Origin of the sequence: Synechococcus sp. BIOS-U3-1, assembly GCF_014279975.1 — a bacterium.
GTDB lineage: Bacteria > Cyanobacteriota > Cyanobacteriia > PCC-6307 > Cyanobiaceae > Synechococcus_C.
Map to the genome: position 1 here is coordinate 1,115,430 of NZ_CP047936.1, position 21,616 is coordinate 1,137,045.

General features: G+C 55.8%; 18 protein-coding genes and 1 tRNA gene. 10 read left to right on the forward strand and 9 right to left on the reverse strand.

Annotated elements, in window-relative coordinates:
* Positions 1 to 16 precede the first annotated feature (16 nt).
* Positions 17 to 1,120 carry a sirohydrochlorin chelatase gene (locus tag SynBIOSU31_RS05810; protein ID WP_186492507.1) on the forward strand — a complete coding sequence of 368 codons (1,104 nt, stop codon included), beginning with the start codon at positions 17 to 19 and terminating at the stop codon, positions 1,118 to 1,120.
* A gap of 74 nt (positions 1,121 to 1,194) precedes the next feature.
* Here SynBIOSU31_RS05810 and SynBIOSU31_RS05815 read toward each other — a convergent pair whose 3' ends face one another.
* A complete protein-coding gene (locus tag SynBIOSU31_RS05815) occupies positions 1,195 to 2,850 on the reverse strand; it encodes a GMC oxidoreductase (protein ID WP_186492508.1) in 1,656 nt (551 codons plus the stop codon).
* A 52-nt stretch (positions 2,851 to 2,902) separates the two neighbouring features.
* On the opposite strand from SynBIOSU31_RS05815, the gene SynBIOSU31_RS05820 reads away from it, so the two are divergent.
* Complete coding sequence (locus tag SynBIOSU31_RS05820) at positions 2,903 to 3,925, forward strand: mechanosensitive ion channel family protein (protein ID WP_186492509.1); 1,023 nt, start codon at positions 2,903 to 2,905, stop codon at positions 3,923 to 3,925.
* 55 nt (positions 3,926 to 3,980) lie between these two features.
* Here the strand turns inward: SynBIOSU31_RS05820 and SynBIOSU31_RS05825 are convergent.
* The 5 genes from SynBIOSU31_RS05825 to SynBIOSU31_RS05845 form a co-directional block, all read right to left on the reverse strand.
* Positions 3,981 to 4,057: transfer RNA gene (locus SynBIOSU31_RS05825), tRNA-Met, on the reverse strand.
* Between the two features lie 51 nt (positions 4,058 to 4,108).
* Positions 4,109 to 5,083 carry an asparaginase gene (locus SynBIOSU31_RS05830; protein WP_186492510.1) on the reverse strand — a complete coding sequence of 325 codons (975 nt, stop codon included), beginning with the start codon at positions 5,081 to 5,083 and terminating at the stop codon, positions 4,109 to 4,111.
* A 19-nt stretch (positions 5,084 to 5,102) separates the two neighbouring features.
* Positions 5,103 to 5,597, reverse strand: a complete 495-nt coding sequence (locus SynBIOSU31_RS05835) for a CGLD27 family protein (RefSeq protein WP_186492511.1) — start codon at positions 5,595 to 5,597, stop codon at positions 5,103 to 5,105.
* Between the two features lie 13 nt (positions 5,598 to 5,610).
* Positions 5,611 to 5,976, reverse strand: coding sequence for a ribosome silencing factor (gene rsfS, locus SynBIOSU31_RS05840; protein WP_186492873.1), 366 nt, complete (start codon positions 5,974 to 5,976; stop codon positions 5,611 to 5,613).
* Positions 5,969 to 6,604 (reverse strand): DUF3318 domain-containing protein, encoded by a 636-nt coding sequence (locus tag SynBIOSU31_RS05845; RefSeq protein WP_186492512.1) that lies wholly within the window; start codon positions 6,602 to 6,604, stop codon positions 5,969 to 5,971. Before SynBIOSU31_RS05845 ends, rsfS begins: the two co-directional genes overlap by 8 nt.
* Before the next feature lie 123 nt (positions 6,605 to 6,727).
* Between SynBIOSU31_RS05845 and carB the strand changes: the two genes are divergently transcribed.
* From carB to SynBIOSU31_RS05860, 3 genes are read left to right on the forward strand one after another with little or no spacing between them, the layout of a single operon-like run.
* Positions 6,728 to 10,036 carry a carbamoyl-phosphate synthase large subunit gene (carB, locus tag SynBIOSU31_RS05850; protein ID WP_186492513.1) on the forward strand — a complete coding sequence of 1,103 codons (3,309 nt, stop codon included), beginning with the start codon at positions 6,728 to 6,730 and terminating at the stop codon, positions 10,034 to 10,036.
* Positions 10,037 to 10,077: 41 nt separating this feature from the next.
* Positions 10,078 to 10,749, forward strand: a complete 672-nt coding sequence (locus tag SynBIOSU31_RS05855) for a DUF3386 domain-containing protein (protein WP_186492514.1) — start codon at positions 10,078 to 10,080, stop codon at positions 10,747 to 10,749.
* 52 nt (positions 10,750 to 10,801) lie between these two features.
* Entirely contained in the window at positions 10,802 to 12,175 is a 1,374-nt protein-coding gene (locus SynBIOSU31_RS05860; protein ID WP_186492515.1) for an alanine/glycine:cation symporter family protein, read from the forward strand.
* A gap of 88 nt (positions 12,176 to 12,263) precedes the next feature.
* Here SynBIOSU31_RS05860 and SynBIOSU31_RS05865 read toward each other — a convergent pair whose 3' ends face one another.
* Positions 12,264 to 12,494, reverse strand: a complete 231-nt coding sequence (locus SynBIOSU31_RS05865; protein ID WP_186492516.1) for a DUF6447 family protein — start codon at positions 12,492 to 12,494, stop codon at positions 12,264 to 12,266.
* A 35-nt stretch (positions 12,495 to 12,529) separates the two neighbouring features.
* Positions 12,530 to 14,272 (reverse strand): ABC transporter ATP-binding protein, encoded by a 1,743-nt coding sequence (locus tag SynBIOSU31_RS05870; protein WP_186492517.1) that lies wholly within the window; start codon positions 14,270 to 14,272, stop codon positions 12,530 to 12,532.
* A 41-nt stretch (positions 14,273 to 14,313) separates the two neighbouring features.
* Here SynBIOSU31_RS05870 and SynBIOSU31_RS05875 point away from each other — a divergent pair, with 41 nt between their 5' ends.
* Genes SynBIOSU31_RS05875 through SynBIOSU31_RS05890 form a run of 4 tightly spaced genes read left to right on the forward strand, consistent with a single transcriptional unit; the run spans position 14,314 to position 16,573 of the window.
* On the forward strand, positions 14,314 to 14,496 hold the full coding sequence (locus tag SynBIOSU31_RS05875) for an RNA-binding S4 domain-containing protein (RefSeq protein ID WP_186492518.1): 183 nt from the start codon (positions 14,314 to 14,316) through the stop codon (positions 14,494 to 14,496).
* Between the two features lie 60 nt (positions 14,497 to 14,556).
* On the forward strand, positions 14,557 to 15,288 hold the full coding sequence (tpiA, locus tag SynBIOSU31_RS05880) for a triose-phosphate isomerase (RefSeq protein WP_186492519.1): 732 nt from the start codon (positions 14,557 to 14,559) through the stop codon (positions 15,286 to 15,288).
* Positions 15,289 to 15,294: 6 nt separating this feature from the next.
* Positions 15,295 to 16,131, forward strand: coding sequence for a dihydropteroate synthase (gene folP / locus SynBIOSU31_RS05885; RefSeq protein WP_186492520.1), 837 nt, complete (start codon positions 15,295 to 15,297; stop codon positions 16,129 to 16,131).
* 37 nt (positions 16,132 to 16,168) lie between these two features.
* Positions 16,169 to 16,573 (forward strand): thiol-disulfide oxidoreductase DCC family protein, encoded by a 405-nt coding sequence (locus tag SynBIOSU31_RS05890; RefSeq protein ID WP_186492521.1) that lies wholly within the window; start codon positions 16,169 to 16,171, stop codon positions 16,571 to 16,573.
* Between the two features lie 54 nt (positions 16,574 to 16,627).
* Here the strand turns inward: SynBIOSU31_RS05890 and SynBIOSU31_RS05895 are convergent, their stop codons facing one another.
* Positions 16,628 to 20,644 carry a magnesium chelatase subunit H gene (locus tag SynBIOSU31_RS05895; RefSeq protein ID WP_186492522.1) on the reverse strand — a complete coding sequence of 1,339 codons (4,017 nt, stop codon included), beginning with the start codon at positions 20,642 to 20,644 and terminating at the stop codon, positions 16,628 to 16,630.
* 116 nt (positions 20,645 to 20,760) lie between these two features.
* Here SynBIOSU31_RS05895 and dapB point away from each other — a divergent pair, with 116 nt between their 5' ends.
* The gene (gene dapB, locus SynBIOSU31_RS05900; protein WP_186492523.1) at positions 20,761 to 21,612 is read left to right on the forward strand and encodes a 4-hydroxy-tetrahydrodipicolinate reductase; all 852 of its coding nucleotides are present in this window, start codon (positions 20,761 to 20,763) and stop codon (positions 21,610 to 21,612) included.
* The last annotated feature ends 4 nt before the right edge of the window (positions 21,613 to 21,616 follow it).

A 21,616-nucleotide genomic window follows, 5' to 3' on the forward strand; every position in this document is an offset into this window, starting at 1 on the left:
CAGATGCACCGCACGTGTGACCGAGCAGATCGTTGCTCCTGCTGCAACCAAACATGGAGTTCTGATCTGTGGTCATGGCAGCCGCAATCGTCTGGCGGTTGCCGAGTTCGAAGGGTTGGCCAACGGACTCAAAGAGCGACTGACAGGATTGCCGGTGGAATACGGGTTCCTTGAGTTCGCACGTCCCATCCTGAGAGATGGCCTGGAAAGACTGCGAGAGCAGGGGGTCGGCAAGGTACTTGCCGTTCCGGCGATGTTGTTTGCCGCTGGACACGCCAAAAACGACATCCCTTCTGTGCTCAATACCTACAGCGCTGAAACCGGACTGGAGATCGACTACGGCCGTGAACTGGGTGTGGACAGGTTGATGATTGCCGCGGCAGGGGCACGCATTCAGGAGGCTCTCAACAAAACCTCTGGGGTTGATCTCTCCGAAACCATGCTCGTGGTCGTCGGTCGTGGTTCCTCGGACCCTGATGCCAATTCCAACGTCGCCAAGGTCACCAGGATGTTGGTGGAAGGTTTTGGTTTCGGCTGGGGAGAAACCGTCTATTCGGGCGTCACATTTCCACTGGTGGAACCCGGTCTGCGTCATGTGGTGAAGCTTGGGTTCAAGCGCATCATCGTGTTCCCTTATTTTCTGTTCTCAGGGGTATTGGTCAGCCGCATCCGTCAACACACAGAGCGGGTTGCGGAGGATCATCCGGACGTTGATTTTGTGAATGCGTCCTATCTGGGAGATCACAGTTTCGTGTTGGACACGTTTCTTGAGCGGGTTCAGGAGGTAATGGGCGGAGAAGCAGCAATGAACTGCTCTCTTTGTAAGTACAGGGCTCAGGTGCTGGGCTTTGAGCAGGAAGTGGGGCTTGACCAGTCAAGCCACCATCACCACGTTGAAGGGCTGACTGAAGCCTGTGCACTCTGCGAACGCGAATGCACGGGTGTTTGTCAACCCGATGGCATCCCGATTCCGGTTGGCGCTGGGCACCATCACGATCATGACCACTCCCATGACCACTCCCATGACCACTCTCATGATCATGGACATCATCCGTATCCACACGCCGATCATCCCCTTGGGCCGACGAGCCTGCGTCGCGTTACACCACAGCAGGACTAGCGGGCTCAAGACCGGGCGCCATGGGCTCTCTCGATGACTTGTTCATTAGCACCACGGCCAAACAGCAGCCAGGCTTAACAGCAGCCAGGCTTAACAGCAGCCAGGCATGCTCTGCGGGTGATGGCCATCATGGTGAGCGTCGGGCTCTGCCATCCGGAACTGGGCCAACAGGCTCCATCCACCACCAGCACATTGGGACAGCGCCAGAGCCGGTTCCAGCGATCGACGACGCTGTTGTCTTCGCTGCTTCCCATGGGCGCACCTCCGACTTCATGGATGTAGTAACCGGGAGGTGGAGCGTCCTCCTGGGCAGAAAGGGCTTTGGCGACGATCGGTTTCACCAGCGGAAGGTGCACTTGGTCTGCAAGGGATGTTGTGACACCGCCGCCGACGTTGATGCAGTCCTCGATCGTGCCTTGCATGTGCTGCACCATGGCTTGCTCATTCGCTCTCCATTGGCAGCTGATATGGGGCATCGGTACATCTAGTGGGTCGCAGCGTTGCGAGAGGCACACCTGATTCCTTGCATCGGAGAGCACCTCTCCGTGGCCGATCAAAAAGCCAAGCCGACGATCTGGATTGCGTTTAAGCCACCACGGCGGGTCAAATCGGTTGATGCCCCCCCAGATCCCATAGCCGCGCAGGAACGGACGTCCGGCGCAGGTTTCTGGAGTATTGCCGAAGGGCAGGAAGAAGCTGCCTGCTCCTGACAGCGTGCTGGACGGATCGGATTGCTGCGTTGCTCCACGTCCGGTTTCACTGGGAACGGTGAAGAAACGACAGCAGGACACGTGGTCCATCAGCCCCTTCCCTAGCTGGCCGGAGGGATCACTGAACCCCATGGATTGGGCTTGTTGTTCTGACTGCAACAGCAGACGCACTGTCGCGATCGTTGAAGCGCAGATCACCACAAGGTTGCAGTCCAGTCGCTGACGTTCTCCACTGCTGCGGTTCACCACCACCACAGAACGGGCGCGCTCCTGTGCGGGATCGATCTCCAGGCATTCCGCCATCGAGTTGCTCAGAATGTCTACGCGACCCGTAGCCAAAGCACGCTGAAGGCTGGAGCCGTTGCTGCTTGATTTCGGCCAGTTCGAGGTCTGCTGGCGTTGGTGGGCCTCAAAGCCCCGCGAGTGGATAAAGGGGAGACCGCGTTCCTTGGTCAGCAGCTCACGGAATCGCTCCTCTTCAGGCATGAATGGCAAAGCCGATGCCATCTGTCCATCAGGGAGCTGCTTAAGTCCATCTCGCGCACCACGGACTTCAAACAGCTGCTCGAGCGCGGTGTAGTGAGGATCGAGATCGGCGTGAGTGATGGGCCAGTTTTGGCCATATCCGTCATGATCCGCGCCTTTGAATTCATAGTCCGAAAGCCGCAGGGTGATCCCGCCCCATGTGAGGCTCCGGCCGCCAACCTGACGGCCCTGGGTCCATAGAAAGGGTTGATCGTCTGGTGTGCTGTATGGGTACTGACGTTCGTCCGCATAGAGGGCGGGGTTCTGTTTCCAGTAGCCAGGGTGCTGCACCTGCCGCCGGTGGCGGCCGCTGATCAGCCCTTCGGCCCGCCTGAAACTGTTGCCAGGCTCGCTCCCCAGGGCCTCCGAGGCAGATCGATCAGGACCCGCTTCCACGACCAGAACGTGGAGTCCTGCTTCTGCAAGTGTCATCGCGGCCACGCCGCCTGTTGCTCCCGACCCGATCACAATCGCTTCAAAGGGATTCAAGGACACGGCATGACGATGACCAACAGATAGTTTCCGATGAGCGCTGCCTCTAGGGCCAATGTCCATTCCTCCTTTTTTGGTTTTGGCCCTGGCACGCTGGCTCGGAGGTTGTTTGGCAGTGCTGCTGCTCACGCGTCTGCTGCGCGCAGTACTGCTGTATCTGGCGAGTAGTCGCCAGCACAGCACAACTGAATTTGTTGTGCGCCTGTTCACCAGCACGCTGTTGCCGATCGGTTGGCTGGCGGTGCTCGTGTGGGGGTGGGATGCCCTTCCGATGGCAGGTTTGGCGGATCAGGCCATTTACGCCGTGTCACGGCTCATGGCGGTTGTGCTGATCGCCAGGCTGATCAATCGCGTGTTTTTGCGTCTGGCAGATGGTGCCCTCAGACGAATGGAACATCCCGTGATCACCCCCGAGATGCTTGTCGGATTTTCGCCAATGCTGCGAACAGTGGTTTGGTTGTTCGCCCTTCTGATCTATCTGCAAAATGAGGGGCTGGAGCTTGGGGCGATTTTCGCGGCTCTGGCCGGAGCGGGTATCGGGCTTGGTTTGGCACTTCAGAGGCCAGTAGAGAACTTCACCGACTACCTGACCGTTCTTCTGGATCAACCCTTTTCGGTGGGGCAGAAGATCCGAGTCGGTGATGTTGTGGGGCGTGTTGAACAGGTAGGGGTGCGCTCAACCTCTATTCGCAGCCTGAATGGACAGAGAACGGTCATGAGCAATGGCGATTTGCTCAATGCCACCATTGAAAATCTCACCGACTTGCCACGTCGAAGGATTGTGCAGGTGATTGGCGTCACTTATGACACTTCAGCGGATCAGATGGAGATGATCCCTGAGCTGATTCGATCAGTTGTTGAATCAGTTGAAGATGCTCAATTTGGACGGGCGCATTTCATCAGCTATGGAGATTTCTCGCTCAATGTTGAGTATGTGTTTTTTGTTCCAGATGGGGACTTTGACCATTCACTTGACCTGAGACATCGAGTCAATCTGAAGCTGATGCGTTGCTTTGAAGATAAAGGTATTGAATTCGCCTTCCCAACGCAGACCTTGCACTTGAAGCGAACCGATTAAAACAATCCAATTTTGAAGCAATAAAAAAGCCCCATCAAAGTGGGGCTTTTTTATTTGGTGGCGGGGGGGAGATTTGAACTCCCGACCTTCGGGTTATGAGCCCGACGAGCTACCAGACTGCTCTACCCCGCGGTGACTCAATCACTATACAACTTGGTGTTCAAAGGCACCACTCAATTGTGGTCAGGAGGTTCGCAGTTCACCTTCCACCACAAGGTGAACGCCTGGGTTGAGGATCAGCAGCTGTTCCTCCAGTTCCTTCAGTCCGCTTGGCGTGATCCAGTCGAGCTGACGCAGCAGATGAAGAGCCACAGCCTGTTTGGCCCGTCTTGCTCCGTCTTCTACTTTGATGGCGACGCCAAGTCCCTCACCAGTTCTGCTCAGGCATTGAACGCCCTCTGCGCCTCCCTTGCTGATCACCTGGCGATGCGAGCGTCGCATCAATTCCGTGTCGAATCGTCCCTCCCCTGCCACCAGTTCAGGATGAGCCAGCATCGCCCTGCTGATCTGTTCCAGTTCTGCATGGGCAGAAGATCCGAGATGAGCAAACAACAGAGCCATCTGGTCGAGCTGAAGGCGCATTGTTGGAGCGCCGCAGTCATCCCGTTCAGCGACCAGTTCATCAGGGGGCAGACCGAGTAATTCCGCCACACGTCGTGAGATTTCCTGCTGTAGAGGATGGTCTCCCTGAAGGTAGTTTTCAGTGGGCCATCCCATCTTTCGGGCGGTGATCAGAAACGCGGCATGCTTGCCGGAGCAATTGTGTTCAAGAGGGCTGGAACGATCATTAGGGATGGGGCACTGAAGATCGTCGCTTGCCAGTTCAGCGTTCCAGAGCATTCGGAACGCTTCACGTGCATGGCTAGGAGTGCCCGAGTGCGATCCACAGCTGATGGCGATGCCGCGCTCACCGCAGCTGTAGGTCTCGGATGCTCCGCTGCTGATCAATGGCAGGGCCTGAAAGGGTTTCAGCGCTGAGCGGATGAAGGTTTCGAAGTCCGGTTGCCCTGCTTTCATCAGCACCCGACCTCGGCTGTCGCAGACAACCGCATGCACTTTGTGGGTGGATTCGATTGAAGACCCACGCCGTAGCTGGACTTCCAGGGGTGGAGTATTCAAGGAGCGCGCCGAGCCGCGGTAACCCGATGGGATCGACATGCCCTGATGTTTCTAAGGTTCAGAGAGCCTGACAGATGCTTGCTCCACCAAGCATCAGACCTGTCACTAGGGCCATGGCTCTCCCTAGCCGGCCGAGGATGGGCCTCACTTCATGTTGAGCCAGAAGTAAGTCACGCTCTCGCCAGGACACCGGTTTTTCCCAGACCTGACCGTCGTACCAACCTGATTCCTCGTATTCCACCTTCTCTGAAAGCAGACGTTTGTGCACGTAGGTCCAGCCCAGCCACTGTCGAATTAACAACAGCATCGGCATCACCAGTGCTGCAACACCTCCTGCCAGCAGCAACCGCACTGGATCGTGGCGCAACGTCCAGCTTCCACTGGCCACCAGCACGGTGATCGGTGAAATCAGCACCCAGCTGATCAGCAAGGCCCGGTCAAGAGACACTTGTGCCGTACAGGGCCAAGCAAAAAACCAAGATCGGCTGAATTGAGCAAATTCCTCCTGAGGTCTCTGCTCAGGGGGAACAGGGCAGGAGATGCTCGAGGGCATGCAGGGCCGCCTGTTAATCGTCTGATGATTTGGAGGTTAGGTAGGGACGACTCTCCCCGTGACTCCAAAATGCTTCAAGGTCGTAGTAACTCCTTTCCCCGGGTTGGAGCACGTGCACGATAAGTTCGCCGTAATCCAGCAAGGCCCAGCGTCCCTCGTTCACGCCCTCTTTGCGCAGGGGAAGTCTCTGAACTTCATCCTCAATCCGATCCTCGACGGATCGTGCAATAGCCCTGACCTGAACATCGCTTTGTCCACCAGCGATCACCATCCAGTCGGCCAGACTGGAGACCTCATCGACGCGGATGAGCTGGATGTCCACCGCCTTACGGTCATCGCAGGCATCGGCTGCGAGTTCCGCAAACTGTTCACTATCCATAGACATTCTCGCTGGTGACGGATTGACGTGAACCTTGCTGTTGCGCCATTTCAGCGCGAGCTTTCCCCGCACTCTTGCGCAACGCCTCCAGTCGGTCTTCGTAAAAACTGCGTTTTTTCTTCTTTCTGGTTTTCTCGACGAGCTCCTTCAGTGCGCCTCCCAGACTTTTGTAAGCGTTTGGGACGCTGTAGCCAAATCGACAGGCCAGATCGATAGCCCGCTCATCAGCCGAGATGGCATCGCGAAGCCGTTTTTCTGCGTTGTTCTTGAGATAGAGGCGGTAGCCAGCGAATCCAGACAAACCTAGAGCCATGAACAAGAGCAGACCGTCTTGCACCCAGAGCTCACCGATGGCCCCGCCCAGACCGATCGCAAGTGCTGCCATCTCCCAGCCATCGCGTGGAATGGTGTCGTTCTGAATCCTGCCCACTTCGTGCCAGAACAGCAGGTTGCGGTGGTCGAGGGCCAGGTCGTCCCAAGCGTCGAGATCAACCTGAATCTCAACCTCATCCCTGCCGATCTCTTCAAGAGTGATCAAAGCCGGCTCAACGGCAGCGGCTGCTTCGACGAACACCCAGCTCTGCATCTCTGGGGGAAGCAACCCTTTCAGACGCTGGAGCTCACTCATGACTGTCGATTGTTCTCCTGACCCCTAACGCTAGCGACTGCCCGGCACCTCCCGCTGAACAGATGCATGTGGACATGGGGCTGCGTGGGAGACTCGAATTGTTTGGCTGCTGAGAGAACGCCCATGCCCCGGCGGAATGATCTTCGTCGCATTCTTCTGCTGGGTTCAGGGCCGATCGTGATCGGCCAGGCTTGTGAGTTCGATTACTCAGGAACTCAAGCCTGCAAAGCACTTCGTGCCGAGGGGTTTGAGGTCGTTCTGGTGAATTCCAATCCAGCTTCGATCATGACCGATCCGGATATGGCGGATCGCACCTACGTCGAACCGCTCACCCCAGAGGTGGTCGCAAGGGTGATCGAACAGGAGCGACCCGATGCCCTGCTTCCCACGATGGGAGGTCAGACCGCTCTCAATTTGGCAGTCACCCTGGCTGAAAACGGCATCCTGGAGAAATTCGGGGTCGAGCTGATCGGTGCCGATCTTCAGGCCATCCGAAAAGCGGAGGATCGACTGCTGTTCAAGCAAGCGATGGAGCGGATCGGTGTGAAGGTCTGTCCTTCTGGCATCGCTTCATCGCTGGAGGAGTCGGAGGCTGTCGGCGCTGCTATCGGCACCTATCCGAGAATCATCCGACCCGCCTTCACCTTGGGTGGAAGCGGAGGTGGCATTGCCTACAACCCAGAGGAATACGCAGCGATCTGCAAAACCGGCCTCGATGCCAGTCCCGTCTCTCAGATCCTGATCGAGCAGTCACTTCTGGGTTGGAAGGAATTCGAACTCGAGGTGATGCGTGATCTCGCCGACAACGTTGTGATTGTCTGCAGCATCGAAAACCTCGATCCCATGGGTGTTCACACCGGTGATTCGATCACGGTGGCTCCAGCCCAGACCCTCACGGATCGTGAATACCAGCGACTAAGAGATCAGTCGATCGCCATCATCCGTGAGATCGGTGTGGCCACAGGTGGCAGCAACATCCAGTTCGCGATCAACCCCGCCGATGGCGAGGTGGTGGTCATCGAGATGAATCCCCGCGTCAGCCGATCGTCGGCTCTAGCCAGCAAGGCCACCGGATTCCCCATTGCCAAAATCGCTGCGCGTCTCGCTGTTGGTTACACCCTCGACGAGATTCTCAACGACATCACAGGTAAGACGCCTGCCTGCTTTGAACCGACGATTGATTACGTCGTCACAAAGGTTCCTCGTTTCGCCTTTGAAAAATTCAGGGGTTCGCCTGCGGTGCTCACCACGGCAATGAAGTCGGTTGGTGAAGCCATGGCTATCGGGCGCTGTTTCGAGGAGTCGTTCCAGAAGGCTTTGCGATCCTTGGAAACCGGCCTGGCCGGCTGGGGTGGTGATCGCACCGAGCCCGAGCTCACGGCTGCTGAACTTGACCGGTCTCTGCGGACGCCCTCACCGGAAAGAATCCTCACGGTGCGTTCCGCCATGGTGGCGGGACGCACGGATGAGCAGATTCACAATCTCAGCCGTATCGACCCGTGGTTCCTGGCCAAGCTGCGTGTCCTCATCAACACTGAAATTGAACTGTTGAACGATCGGCAGTTGTCGGAGATCAGCTCCGCGGACTTCCTCAGGCTGAAGCAGCTCGGCTACTCCGATCGTCAGATCGCCTGGTTCACAGGCTCGGATCACTTAAATGTGCGCGAAGCGCGACTCAAGCTTGGCGTGCGTCCCGTGTTTAAGACGGTGGACACCTGTGCAGCCGAATTTGCATCGACCACTCCTTACCACTACTCAACCTATGAACGTCCGCTGTCTCGACTGGATGCAACGGGGACATTGACGGTTCAGCCCCCGGCGACAGAAGTGTCGGAGGACAACAGACGCAAGCTGATGATCCTTGGTGGCGGTCCCAATCGCATTGGCCAAGGCATCGAATTCGATTACTGCTGTTGCCACGCCTCGTTTTCTGCACAGGATCGAGGCTTCGCCACGGTGATGCTCAACAGCAATCCCGAAACGGTCTCTACCGACTACGACAGCAGTGATCGTCTGTATTTCGAACCTCTCACCTTTGAGGATGTTCTCAATGTGATCGAGGCAGAACGCCCTGAAGGCGTGATTGTTCAGTTCGGCGGGCAAACGCCGCTCAAGCTGGCGATGCCTCTGCTGCGTTGGTTGAACTCGCCGGCAGGTCAGGCCACGGGCACCCGCATCTGGGGTACCTCACCGGAATCGATTGATCGAGCGGAGGACCGTGAGCAGTTCGAAGCGATCCTGCGTGAACTTGACATCCGCCAACCACGCAACGGCCTTGCCCGGACCGAGCAAGAAGCACGCGCTGTTGCAGACACCGTTGGGTATCCGGTAGTGGTGCGTCCTTCTTATGTGCTCGGTGGTCGGGCCATGGAGGTCGTTCACGACGAGTCGGAGCTCAATCGCTACATGACTGATGCGGTACAGGTGGAGCCTGATCATCCGGTGCTCATTGATCAATACCTGCAGAACGCCGTTGAGGTGGATGTCGATGCGCTCTGCGATCGGGATGGTGTGGTGGTGATCGGTGGGCTGATGGAGCACATCGAACCTGCAGGGATTCACTCAGGTGATTCCGCCTGCTGTCTTCCGTCGGTCTCTCTCGGTGATGAAGCCCTTGCCACAATCCGCTCCTGGACCAAGGCCCTCGCCTTGCGCCTTCAGGTTCAGGGTCTGATCAATCTTCAATTCGCGGTTCAACGCACTGCTTCAGGAGAGGAGCGTGTGTTCATCATCGAAGCGAATCCGCGCGCCTCGCGGACGGTGCCTTTCGTCGCCAAGGCCACCGGTGTACCACTGGCAAGAATCGCCACTCGCCTAATGGCTGGCGAGACCCTCGCGGATATTGGTCTCAGCGAGGAACCCACTCCGCCGCTTCAGGCGGTGAAAGAGGCTGTTCTCCCCTTCCGGCGCTTCCCCGGTGCCGACACACTTCTGGGCCCAGAAATGCGTTCTACCGGAGAGGTGATGGGGTGGTCTACGCATTTTGGGATGGCTTACGCCAAAGCGGAGCTGGCCGCTGGAGAGGCCCTGCCAACGAAGGGCAACGTTTTCCTATCCACCCATGACCGGGACAAGTTTGCCCTCGTTCCTGTGGCTAGGCGTTTGCTCGATCTGGGCTTCTCGCTCACGGCCACTGCGGGCACCGCGGCTACCTTGAGTGAGGCCGGTCTTCAGGTGCAGTCAGTGCTGAAGGTCCATGAAGGACGTCCCAATATCGAGGATTTGATTCGCTCCGGCGCTGTGCAGCTCGTGATCAACACGCCGATCGGTCGACAAGCGGCCCATGACGATCGCTACTTGCGGCGTGCTGCGCTCGATTACTCCGTACCAACCCTCACTACGCTTGCCGGAGCACGTTCGGCTGTTCAAGGGATTGAGGCGCTGCAATCGCAGACGTTTGATATCCATGCCCTTCAGGATGTTCATCGATAGGTTCAGCCCCGGTAAGGTCGCCAGAGATTCGATCTCTTCACGTGACTGTCACCAGCATTGCCAACGTTGCCCCCGGCAGTGACTGCCGGGATGCTTTTCAAGCTGCTTATCAGAACCGCTACACCTGGGAACCAGGATTCGGCGGATATCAAGGACGCTGCGTCTGGGAACAGGGCGATCGTCGTGTTGAAGGTCGGTTTCAGATCGGTGCGGATCTGAAGGCCAAGGTCGAGGGTGTTGATGATGCTGAGGTGGAGAAGGCGATCGCCTCCCAACTCTGGGAAGTCGCCATTCATCGCGTTCGCAGACCCTTTGAGCAGGTGCATGGCGCCAACACCTTTATCGCTGGTGACAGCACGGATGAAGGGCTAGAGGTCCTGATCGCAGGTAAGGGTGAGGGAGATCGCTACCGCATCAAAGATGATGTGGTGACGATGGTTCACCGGCATATTCACGGCACGGTGGTCACCATTCACACCGGAAGCACAACGGACACTGGATCGGGTTATCTCAGCCACACCTACAACAGCCAATATTCAGATCCAAAGACTGGTGAGAGTAAAGGCTCTGCAAATCAATTTGAAGACACGTTCACTCCTTTGTTTGAAGGTGGTCCTTGGGTCCTTCAGCAGCGCATTATCAAAACTGAAAGTGGAGACGCTGCTGAGAAACAGGTGTTTCGATTTGAGTCGCTTGAAGCAAAGACAAATTGATAATATTTTCGCTTTTAACGGATGGTGACAACATTCAAGTTTGAGCTCAACTATGCAACATTTTTTAAAATCATTTAATTCTCAGATTGGGGGATTTGTTTGGGGGCCACCCACCGTGGCCCTGATCGCGATTACTGGCATCTTTTTGATGTTTGGTCTTCGCTTCATTCCACTACGAAAGCTTATTTATGGCTTCAAACTTGTTTCCAGGCCTGCTGCGCTGAAGTCTGAAGGAGAAATTTCTCCTTTTCAGGCATTGATGACTTCTTTGGCGGCAACCATCGGCACCGGCAATATTGCTGGTGTATCGACAGCTATTGCCGTTGGTGGGGCTGGGGCAGTTTTCTGGATGTGGCTGATTGCTTTGTTCGGAATTGCCACGAAGTACGCAGAAGCAGTATTGGCTATTCAGTTCAGGGAAGTTGATTCCTCTGGAAATCATGTTGGTGGCCCTATGTACTACATCAGCAATGGTTTGGGGAAAAGTTGGGCCTGGATGGGTGGCCTTTTTGCTGTCTTTGGAATGCTTGCTGGTTTCGGAATCGGCAACGGAGTTCAATCATTTGAACTTGCGAAAGCTTTGGAGAAATCAATCCTGCATGTCCCTCGTGAGGTGACTGGAGTCATTCTCGGTGTGTTGATTTTCCTTGTAGTGATTGGTGGCATTCGCAGAATTGCTAGAGCTGCCTCTGCAATTGTTCCACTGATGGGGATCCTTTACGTAGGTTCTTGTTTAGTAATTCTTGTGATCAATTTCGCCGATATTCCCTCAGCATTTGGATTGATTTTTGGATCGGCTTTTACAGGGCAGGCTGCTGTTGGTGGTGCGTTTGGGGTTGTTGTCCTTCAAGGCTTCAAGCGTGGGATTTTTTCAAACGAAGCAGGTTTAGGCAGTGCGCCAATTGCCCATGCCGCCTCAAAAACAAATAGCCCTGTTACTCAGGGGTCGATCGCGATGCTCGGCACTTTTATTGATACGTTCGTTGTTTGCACAATGACTGCTCTTGTAGTAATTACAACTTATTCAAAAGAGCTGTTCGGAATGTCTGATAGTGCTCGCAAGGCATTGGCAGGATCAGAGATTTCTATCGAAGCTTTTGGTTTGGGTGTTAGCGGTGGAGGATTAATAGTGACCATCAGCATCGTTGTTTTTGCATTTACTACCATCCTGGGTTGGAGCTTTTATGGTGAGAAATGTACGCAATTCCTCCTTGGTGAAAAAGCAATTTTGCCCTATAGATTGGTTTGGGTATCCGTGGCTGTAATCGCAGCGATTGCCGGAGAAAAAGGTCTTGTCTGGGATGTTTCTGATACTTTGAATGGCCTCATGGCTCTACCTAACTTATTGGCGCTTCTGCTGCTTTCGGGAACTGTATTTCAGCTCACACAAAATCACTTCAGCCCGTCATCGGAACCTGATTCGTAAATATTCGATGATCCGGTCTTAATCACAAGCCTCCACCATCGATTGGATGCTTGTGATTAAGACCGACCCTTGCTGCTCTCTGGAACGTTCAGCCTTGTTCTGGCATTGGAGTGACGTTTTTCAGTCGCTCATTCAGCTGCATTGCCATGGATTGACGTCCAACGGCAAGAACTTTCAGCGTGTCTTCATGCATGCGCAGCTGCGCGTCAGCAACCTGCATGCCGCGCACGAGTTCCTTCAGATCTTCAGGAAGGTCATTGAGGTTGTAGCGCTTACCTTCGAAGGTGAGCACTGGATTTTCTGCTGGCGTTGCGGTCATCGGATGAACTGAATCACAGTTGAATCGAACGAAACTTAGCTGCGCCCATCGCGAATCATTTGGCGTTCACACAGATCTCGGTAGCGGCCGTTATTCGCCATCAACTGATCATGGCTGCCTTGTTCGCTGATTTGGCCGCGGTCAAGCACCACAATCTGATCGGCTTCCTGCACAGTGGCCAGTCGGTGGGCGATCACCAGCACAGTGCGGCCGTGCATCGCCTGGCGCAGTCCCAGCTGAACAGCAGCCTCAGCCTCAGCGTCCAGAGCGCTTGTGGCCTCATCGAGCAGCATCACCGCGGGATTTCCTAGGACTGCCCTAGCAATGGCAATTCGCTGCAGCTGCCCCCCGGACACGTTGGTGCCACGCTCCTCCAGCTTTGTCTCGTAGCCATCCGGCAAGGCCATGATGAAATCGTGGGCATTGGCCAGACGGGCTGCTTCCAGCAGCTGACTATGGCTTGCTGGTCTGCCGAAACGGATCGCTTCGGCAATGCTGCCGGAGAACACTGTTGTTCGCTGAGGCACGAGGGCGACCTGTTGTCTAAGTTCGCGCGCTTTCACTTGAGCCAGATTCTTTCCATCCAGCTCGATCTCTCCTGACTGGGCACTGTTAAAGCGCAGAAGCAGGGAGAACAATGTGCTTTTGCCGGCACCGGATGGTCCAACCAGTGCAACAACCTGACCGGCTTCGATGTTCAGGTTGATGTCGCGAAGCACCGGTTCACCGTTGCCGTAAGCGAAGTTGACGCGATGCAGATTTAGGTGGCCTTCCGGTCGACCAATCGGCAAGGCCGGATCTGGATCTGCGGTTTCTTGTGGCTCCTGTTCGATCTCCCGCAGACGGCGCAGCGAAGCTTGACCTTGCTGAAATTCATTGAAGTTGTTGGTGACGTGAGCGATGGGGTCGATCAGCACCACAAGGCCAGTGAGATAGCTGCTTAAGCCAGCAGTGCTCAGGCCATCGTTCTGAATCCTCCAGGCAGCCAGTCCAAGCACCGAGAAAAGGCCCACCACTTCGATCATTCCGACAACCGGGTGCTGCAGGGCAACAAGGCTGTAAGTGCGATGCCGGGCCTGACGATGTTGATCAATCTCATCTTCAAAGCGCCCTTGCAGCCAGGGCTCTGCAGCGAAGGCCCGTACAAGCGGTAGGCCTTCGATGGCTTCACCAAGCAAACCGGCCAGTTCGCTCACTTTCTTCTGACTGCGCTCTGTGGCTGCCATCACTCGTGCGCCAAACAGGCTGATCAGCCAGATGATCAACGGTGCCAGCAGCAGGATCGATGCTGTGAGTTTCCAGTCCAGCCAGAGCATGTACCCCAGCACCGCCAGCAGTTGGAGCACACTCGGAAGTGTGTCGTGAATCGATTTGTAGAGCACTTCACTGACACGATCCGCGTCTTCGGTCAGTCGGTAGGTGACATCGCCTGCTGAGAGTTTCTCTAGTGCTCCCAGTTCAACGGTCTGCAGCCGACGAAACAGATTGCTGCGCAGGGTCTTGCTCACCTGAAGGGCAGGTCCGGCCAGCAGGGAGTCCTGACCGAACTGAGCCACTTTCTGGATCGCAAAAATCAGCACGCCCTGCCCGATCAGCCCGAGCACTCTCCCTAGATCTCTCGATCCCAGGGCAGGGAACAGGGAACCCGCGAGATTGAGCAGCAATAGAAAGCTGCTCACATAGATGAGCATGCAGATCAGCCCGAGGCTTAGTTGGGGCAGATGCGGACGCAGTAATGGCAGCAGCCTGCGGAATCCTGCCTCGGAGGTTTTCAGCATCGCGTCACACTATCAATGCTCTTTTGTGTTCCCATTGGCTGATGCGACTCGATCAGTTCCTGAAATGGCAAGGGTGGGTCGGTACTGGCGGTGAGGCCAAGATGCTGATCCAGGACGGGCAAGTGCGTGTGAATGACTGCGTTGTGACTCAGCGTGGTCGCCAGCTGAAGATCGGCGATTGCGTAATTGTTGGTGGAGATCAGGCTGTCGTCACGATGATCTGAGACGATCGTGCTTGCGTAGGAACGTAAGTTGGCTGCTGCTGAGCCGCAGAGGACGCAAGCGTGGGCAAACCGGTGATTGCTGGAAACTGGAAGATGCACATGACGTGCGCCCAGGCCCGGGACTGGCTGGCCACGTTTTTGCCATTGATCGCGGACACGCCTGATGACCGTGAGCTGGTGGTGGCTCCTCCGTTTACTGCGATTAGTACGACGGCTGAGGTCACTTCAGGGTCAAGGCTTGAGATTTCAAGTCAGAACGTGCACTGGGAAGGTCAGGGTGCGTTCACGGGGGAGATCGCTCCGTCGATGTTGGAAGAGCATGGAGTGCGTTACGCGATTGTTGGCCACAGCGAGCCGCGTAAATACTTCAGTGAGAGCGATGAGCAGATCAACCACAGGGCGCGTTCAGCTCAGGCCCATGGTCTGATCCCCATTGTCTGCGTTGGAGAAAGTGATGAACAGCGCAGCCGTGGTGAAGCTGAGCGTGTGATTCGCCGTCAGGTTGAACAGGGCCTTGAAGGACTGGATCCGAACCGTCTCGTGGTTGCCTATGAACCCATCTGGGCCATCGGCACCGGCAAGACCTGTGAATCCTCTGAGGCGAACCGCATCTGTGGTCTGATTCGGAGTTGGGTGGGTGCCTCTGATCTGATCATTCAGTACGGAGGATCCGTCAAACCTGCAAACATCGATGAGCTCATGGCCATGAGTGATATCGACGGTGTGCTCGTGGGTGGCGCATCGCTCGATGCTGAAAGCTTTGCTCGCATCGCCAACTATCAGGTCGCCTGATCAGCCATGCGTCATCCCGCCTGCTGGGGCCATCGCCCAGCTGTGATGGGGGTAATCAACCTCACCCCAGATTCTTTCAGTGATGGAGGACGGTTCAATAGGGCGGATTTGGCCTTAACCGAAGCGTCACGTCAGCTGCAGGCTGGAGCGCAAGTTCTCGATCTTGGTGCCCAGAGCACCCGCCCCGGTGCTGTTGAGGTAGGTGCCGAAGAAGAGCTGTCGCGTCTTCTACCTGGTCTTGAAAGCATTCGAGCAGCCCATCCGCAAGCCATTCTTTCTGTGGATACGTTTCTGGCATCTGTTGCACGAGCAGCTTTGAAGGCAGGTGCCGATTGGATCAACGATGTCAGTGGAGGCAGGCGCGACCCTGCCATGCTTCCGTTGGTGGCTGATGCTGGTTGCCCGTATGTGCTGATGCACAGTCGTGGTGACAGTCTGACCATGGATGACTGCACTGATTACGGCGACCAGGGTGTTGTTGCTGGAGTGTTGCAGGAACTCAGGCTCAGCACCGATCGGGCTCTTCAGGCCGGCCTGAGTCGGGAACAGCTGATCTGGGATCCAGGTCTGGGCTTCGCCAAGACCACGGAGCAGAATCTTGAGCTGCTCAGACAGTTGGACGATCTTCAGCAGGACGGCATTCCTCTTTTGCTAGGACCTTCTCGTAAGCGTTTTATTGGTGCTGTTCTTGATCAACCTCGCTCCAAAGCAAGGATCTGGGGTACGGCTGCGGTCTGCGCAAGGGCTGTGGAGGCTGGGGTTCATGTGCTGCGAGTGCACGATGTAGGGCCGATGAGTCAGGTGGTGACCATGGCCGCGGCGGTTGCCCGGCAACGTTCGTGAATGATCTGGCTAGAACGGACCACTCTGTAAGACTTTTATGAGCACGAGCCCTGAGCTCACCCTTCTTTTCGACGGGGGCTGTCCACTCTGCGTTCGTGAGGTGACGTTTTTGCGTCGTAAGGATCGCGATCAGTCCATCCGTTTTATTGATGTCGATGCACACGACTACTCCCCGGAGCAGTGGTCTGGTATTAGTTATCGCCAGGCGATGGCGAGGATTCATGCCATCAATGCCGATGGAACAGTGCTCACTGATGTCGCGGTGTTTCGTGAGGCTTATCGCCTGATTGGGCTCGGTTGGCTGTATGCACCAACCCGCTGGCCAGTGATTGGTCCAGTGGTTGACATTTTCTATGGTGTATGGGCTCGGTACCGGCTAAAGATCACCAACCGTGCATCGCTAGATCAACTCTGTTTGGATCGATGCGAGCGCCCGTTCTGACGGGTGTGGTCTAGGCATTCATAAAGCCGATGTCAGAACCTTGGCAATCAGGGTTCAGGATTCGGTTGTCGTGACTCCTTCAATTCGATCCTCTACCTCTTGATAAAGCTCCTGCAATTGTTGGATGTTTTCATCAGAAGTTTCCCAGTATCCGCGTCCGTGCACCTCGAGCAGAGTTCCAACGATCCTGCGAAAGCTGTTGGGGTTCAGATCTAGAAGACGCTTGCGCATTTCAGGATCGTTGATGAATGTTTCATTGGCTTCTTCGTAGACGAAATTATCAACTGAGCCACTTGTGGCACTCCAACCAAGAGTGAAATTAAGGCGCTTCGCAACTTCTCGAACACCCTCATAACCCGAGTCCAGCATTCCCTCGTACCACTTTGGGTTGAGAAGTTTTGTACGGGAGTCGAGACGAATCGTCTCGCTTAGGGAACGAACCTGAGCATTGGCAGTGGTGGTATCGGCGATATAGCTGGTAGGTGCTTTGCCGTCATCGCGAAGACCTGCAATCAGTTTCGTGGGGTCAGAGTCAAAATAGTGACTTACATCGGTGAGGGAGATCTCAGCGGAGTCGAGGTTCTGGAATGTGACATCTGCGGTTTTCATCACATTCTCGAAGACTTCGCGCTTTTGGTTCATCTCACCGGGATTGTCAGCATTGAAGGCAAAGGTTTTTCTGGAAAGATACATTTCCTGCAGCTCTCCTTCCTCTTCCCAGGTGCTGTTTTCCACGGCCAGATTCACGTTGGAGCTGTAGCTGCCACTGGCATTGGAGAACACCCGACATGCAGCGTCTCGCAAACTGCTTCCCTCTTTCTCAGCCTGCTCAAGGGCATGTTTGCGAACAAAATTCTGTTCAAGCGGCTCATCGGCTTCGGCTGCCATCTTCACGGCCTGATCGATTAGCGCCATCTGGTTGATAAACAGATCGCGGAAGACTCCGGAACAGTTCACCACCACATCAACGCGGGGGCGTCCTAGCTCCTCGAGAGAAATCAGCTCGAGTTTGTTGACCCGACCCACGGAGTCCGGCATAGGCTTAACACCCACAAACCAGAGAATCTGAGCCAGAGATTCTCCGTAGGTCTTGATGTTGTCCGTGCCCCAGAGGACGCAGGCAATGGTTTCGGGCCAGTCTCCCTGCTCTTCGCGTTGGCGCTCAATCAACTTGTCCACAACGCCTTTGGCCGCGGCAACAGCTGCTTTGGTTGGAATCGCCTGTGGATCAAGGGCGTGGATGTTCTTGCCACTGGGAAGCACTCCCGGGTTGCGGATTGGATCACCTCCAGGCCCTGGAAGGATGTATTCGCCGTCGAGCGCTTTCAGAAGACTTTCCATCTCCATGTCGGCGCAAACCTGCTCTAGGCAGAAACGCAAGTATCCGAACAGCTTGTCGAGTTCTGTTGGATCCACCTCGCTGAACCCTTTGGTTCGGCAGGCCTTCAGCCATGGGGACGACCGTTTGATGCCGAAGCGGGATAGCAAGTTGCCGAACCAAGACCAGTTGTTGCGCAGGTTGACTCTCCCGTCACTGCCGGTGACGGCCCGGACCATGGCGGAGACTGCAGCACGCGACGTTTCGGTGATGGTGCGGTTCAGTTCCACATCAGCGAGGACACCGCTGTCATTTCCTTTGTAGACGTCTTCGATCGTTCGCTCGATGGATTCAGCTAGCAGGCCGGGAAGGGAGCGAAGCCCGTCTTCATCTCGTTCAAGAGCTGCGATGCTCACCAGGGTGGCGATGGCTTCTTCGGCTGTTGGGGGCTTGCCGATGGTGTGGAGTCCGCAGGGAAGCAGGCGACTCTCGATTTCCATCAGTTGGCGATAGACAGCTCCGACAAGTGCGTCGCGGCCTTCAAGGTCAAGTGTTGAGGCATCCTCCTCAGAGAGGTCAACATCCTTGTCGAGGTTGCACTGGCGGGCTGTTTCGACAATGGTGTTGACGATCTGTACACCACGACCACCCTCGCGAAGTTGTTGGTAAGAGCCGACCAACTCGCCAAGTTCTTTGAGCCCCTTGTAAAGGCCGGCATTCTCCGCGGGCGGAGTGAGATAGCTGATCGTCGATGCATAACCACGACGCTTAGCGATGGTGGCTTCAGACGGATTATTGGCGGCGTAGTAGTAAAGGTTCGGCAGGGAGCCGATCAGGGAGTCGGGATAGCAGGTTTCACTCATCCCCATCTGTTTGCCGGGCATGAATTCGAGCGACCCGTGGGTGCCGAAATGCAGCACGGCGTCAGCCTTCCAGATTTTTTCTAGATAGGTGTAATAGGCGGCAAATCCGTGATGAGGACTGGCGCTGCGTGAATAAAGCAGACGCATGGGGTCACCCTCGTAGCCAAAGGTGGGCTGGACGCCGACAAAGACGTTGCCGAAGTGCCTGCCAAACACCAACAGGTTCTGACCATCACTGTTGAGGTTTCCGGGAGGTTTGCCCCAGTTCTCCTCAAGCCGTTCCGAGTAGGGAGTGAGTCGTTCGTATTCCTCGACGCTCATGCGGTGGGCGATGGAAAGATCCGGTGATCCCTGCATGGCATTGGCGTCGTTAATCACCGCTTCCAGCAGTGCACGGGGAGTTGCTGGCAGATCTTTGATGTCGTATCCCTTCGCTTTCATCTCCTCCATGACGCGATGGATGGAGCCAAAGACATCGAGATAGGCCGCAGTGCCCACGTTGCCCTTGTCGGGAGGGAAGCTGAACACTGTGATGGCCAGCTTCTTGTCAAAGCGGGGTTTGATGCGCAGCGATGACCACCTGATTGCTCTTTCAGCGATGGCGTCAACTCGGTCCTGCAGTGTGTGAGCTTTGCCGGTGGCGTCATCTCTGCCTGAGAGAACAATCGGTTCGATTGCGCCGTCTAGCTCTGGAATGGCAATTTGAAGTGCAACCTGAACGGGATGCAAACCGAGGTCACTGTCTTCCCATTCTTGGGTCGTCTGAAAGACCAGTGGCAAAGCCACCATGTAGGGACGATTGAGTTTTTTGAGTGATTCGACTGCTTTCGGATGATCTTGACGGGCGGGTCCCCCAACTAAGGCAAAACCGGTGAGGGAAACGATGCCGTCAACAAGAGGTTGCTCAGGATTGAGAGGGTCGTAGAAAAAGGCATTGACGGGCTTCGAGAAATCGAGCCCCCCGCAGAACACGGGAATCACCCGGGCACCACGGAACTCAAGTTCCTGGATGGTTGCGACGTAGTGGGCATCGTCTCCGGTGACGATGTGGCTGCGCTGCAGCACAAGTCCGATCACAGGGCCCCTGAGGGCTTCCTCGGATAGATCGGTGCGGCTGGACGTCCAGTTGAGGTACTCCTTGAGGTCCTCGAACATCGACGGTGCCAGTGGATGCCAGATGCCCAGGTCAGGAAACACTTCGGGGGCAGCAACGTCCATGAGAGGTCTCTCCTCTCCTTCCTCAGCAGGGAAGACATATTTGTCAGCCAGCATGAGTAAGAAGTTGCGCAGATTGTCTGGTGTGCCACCCAGCCAGTACTGGAAGCTGAGCATGAAGCTGCGAGCGTCCTGCGCTTTCTCAACGGGCAAATATTTCAGAACAGTGGGCAGGGTGTTCAGGAGCTTGAGCATTGCGTCCTGGAAGCCAGCACCGCCAGCCTCCTTGCGCTTTTTCATGAAGCCAGCGATGGCACTCTTGCTCTGCCCGAGCTGAGCCATCGAGAAGCTGCCGAGTTTGTTGAGGCGCATCACCTCCGGCATTGAGGGGAAGACAACCGCCGCTTTGAGACGGTCACGATGCGGCGTAACGGCATCGACGACTTTCTGAGCCAGATCCTCAATGAAGATCAACGAGGCGATGAAGACGTCTGCTTCAGAAACATCCTTCTTGAAGTCTTCGTAATTAACGTCATTTCGAAGCTCTTCAATCAGGTATCCACTGAGTTCGATTCCAAGTTCACTTCCACTGGCATTCAGAGCAGTGGCTGCCTGAGTGAGTGCATTTTGATATTGGGGCTCCAAAACCACATAGACCGCCTTCATGACGGATTTATGGGTTTGACCCTCCACAGGAGCAACTCGGCGATTTGCGGAGCGGACCTGTGTAAACATCGGCGCACGTTGAGCTGTGTAAAGAACATTACGGCCGGGAGCAGTCCTTCGCTCAGGTTTTCTTGTGGTGTTACAACTCGGTCGGCTCATAGGCTCTGACGAGACACGTCACTGGTATGAGCGCTGCTGCAAATCAGTCAATCCCTGTTTTGGTCACCGGAGCTCTGGGGCGCATGGGTGCTGAAGTGATCCGCGCCGTTCAGTCCTCAACGGATTGCCATTTAGTAGGGGCCGTCGACACGACACCGGGAATGGAAGGTGCTGATATCGGCGAACAGCTGGGTCTTGGAGCCATGGAGGTGGCCGTCACGGCAGACTTAGAAGGTTGTCTGTGCGCCACAAGTCAGGCGGTTCGGGATTCCGGCCCTGGGCAAGGTGCAGTGATGGTGGATTTCACACACCCATCTGTTGTCTACGCCAACACCCGGGCAGCCATCGCTTATGGCGTGCACCCCGTCATCGGAACGACTGGTCTTTCCCCTGAGCAACTCAAAGATCTGCAGAGTTTTTCAGAAAAAGCTTCCGTCGGCGGTGCTGTGATTCCCAACTTTTCGGTGGGCATGGTGATGCTCCAGCAGGCCGCGGCAGCGGCGGCACGCTTTTACGACCATGCCGAGCTCACCGAGTTGCATCACAACCGCAAGGCTGATGCTCCTAGTGGAACTTGCATCAAGACAGCTGAGCTGATGGAGGAGCTGGGTAAAACATTTAATGCCGTTGAGGTTGATGAGCATGAATCGCTCAAGGGCAGTCGCGGCGGTGAACGCCCTAGCGGGCTGCGTCTCCATTCCCTTCGCCTACCAGGACTGGTGGCGCACCAGGAAGTGATGTTCGGTGCACCGGGTGAGACCTATACGCTTCGCCACGACACAATTGATCGCTCCGCTTACATGCCTGGAGTTTTGCTGTGCATACGCAAGGTGCGCCAGCTTTCAGGTCTTGTGTACGGCCTGGAGAGGCTGATCTGAATTA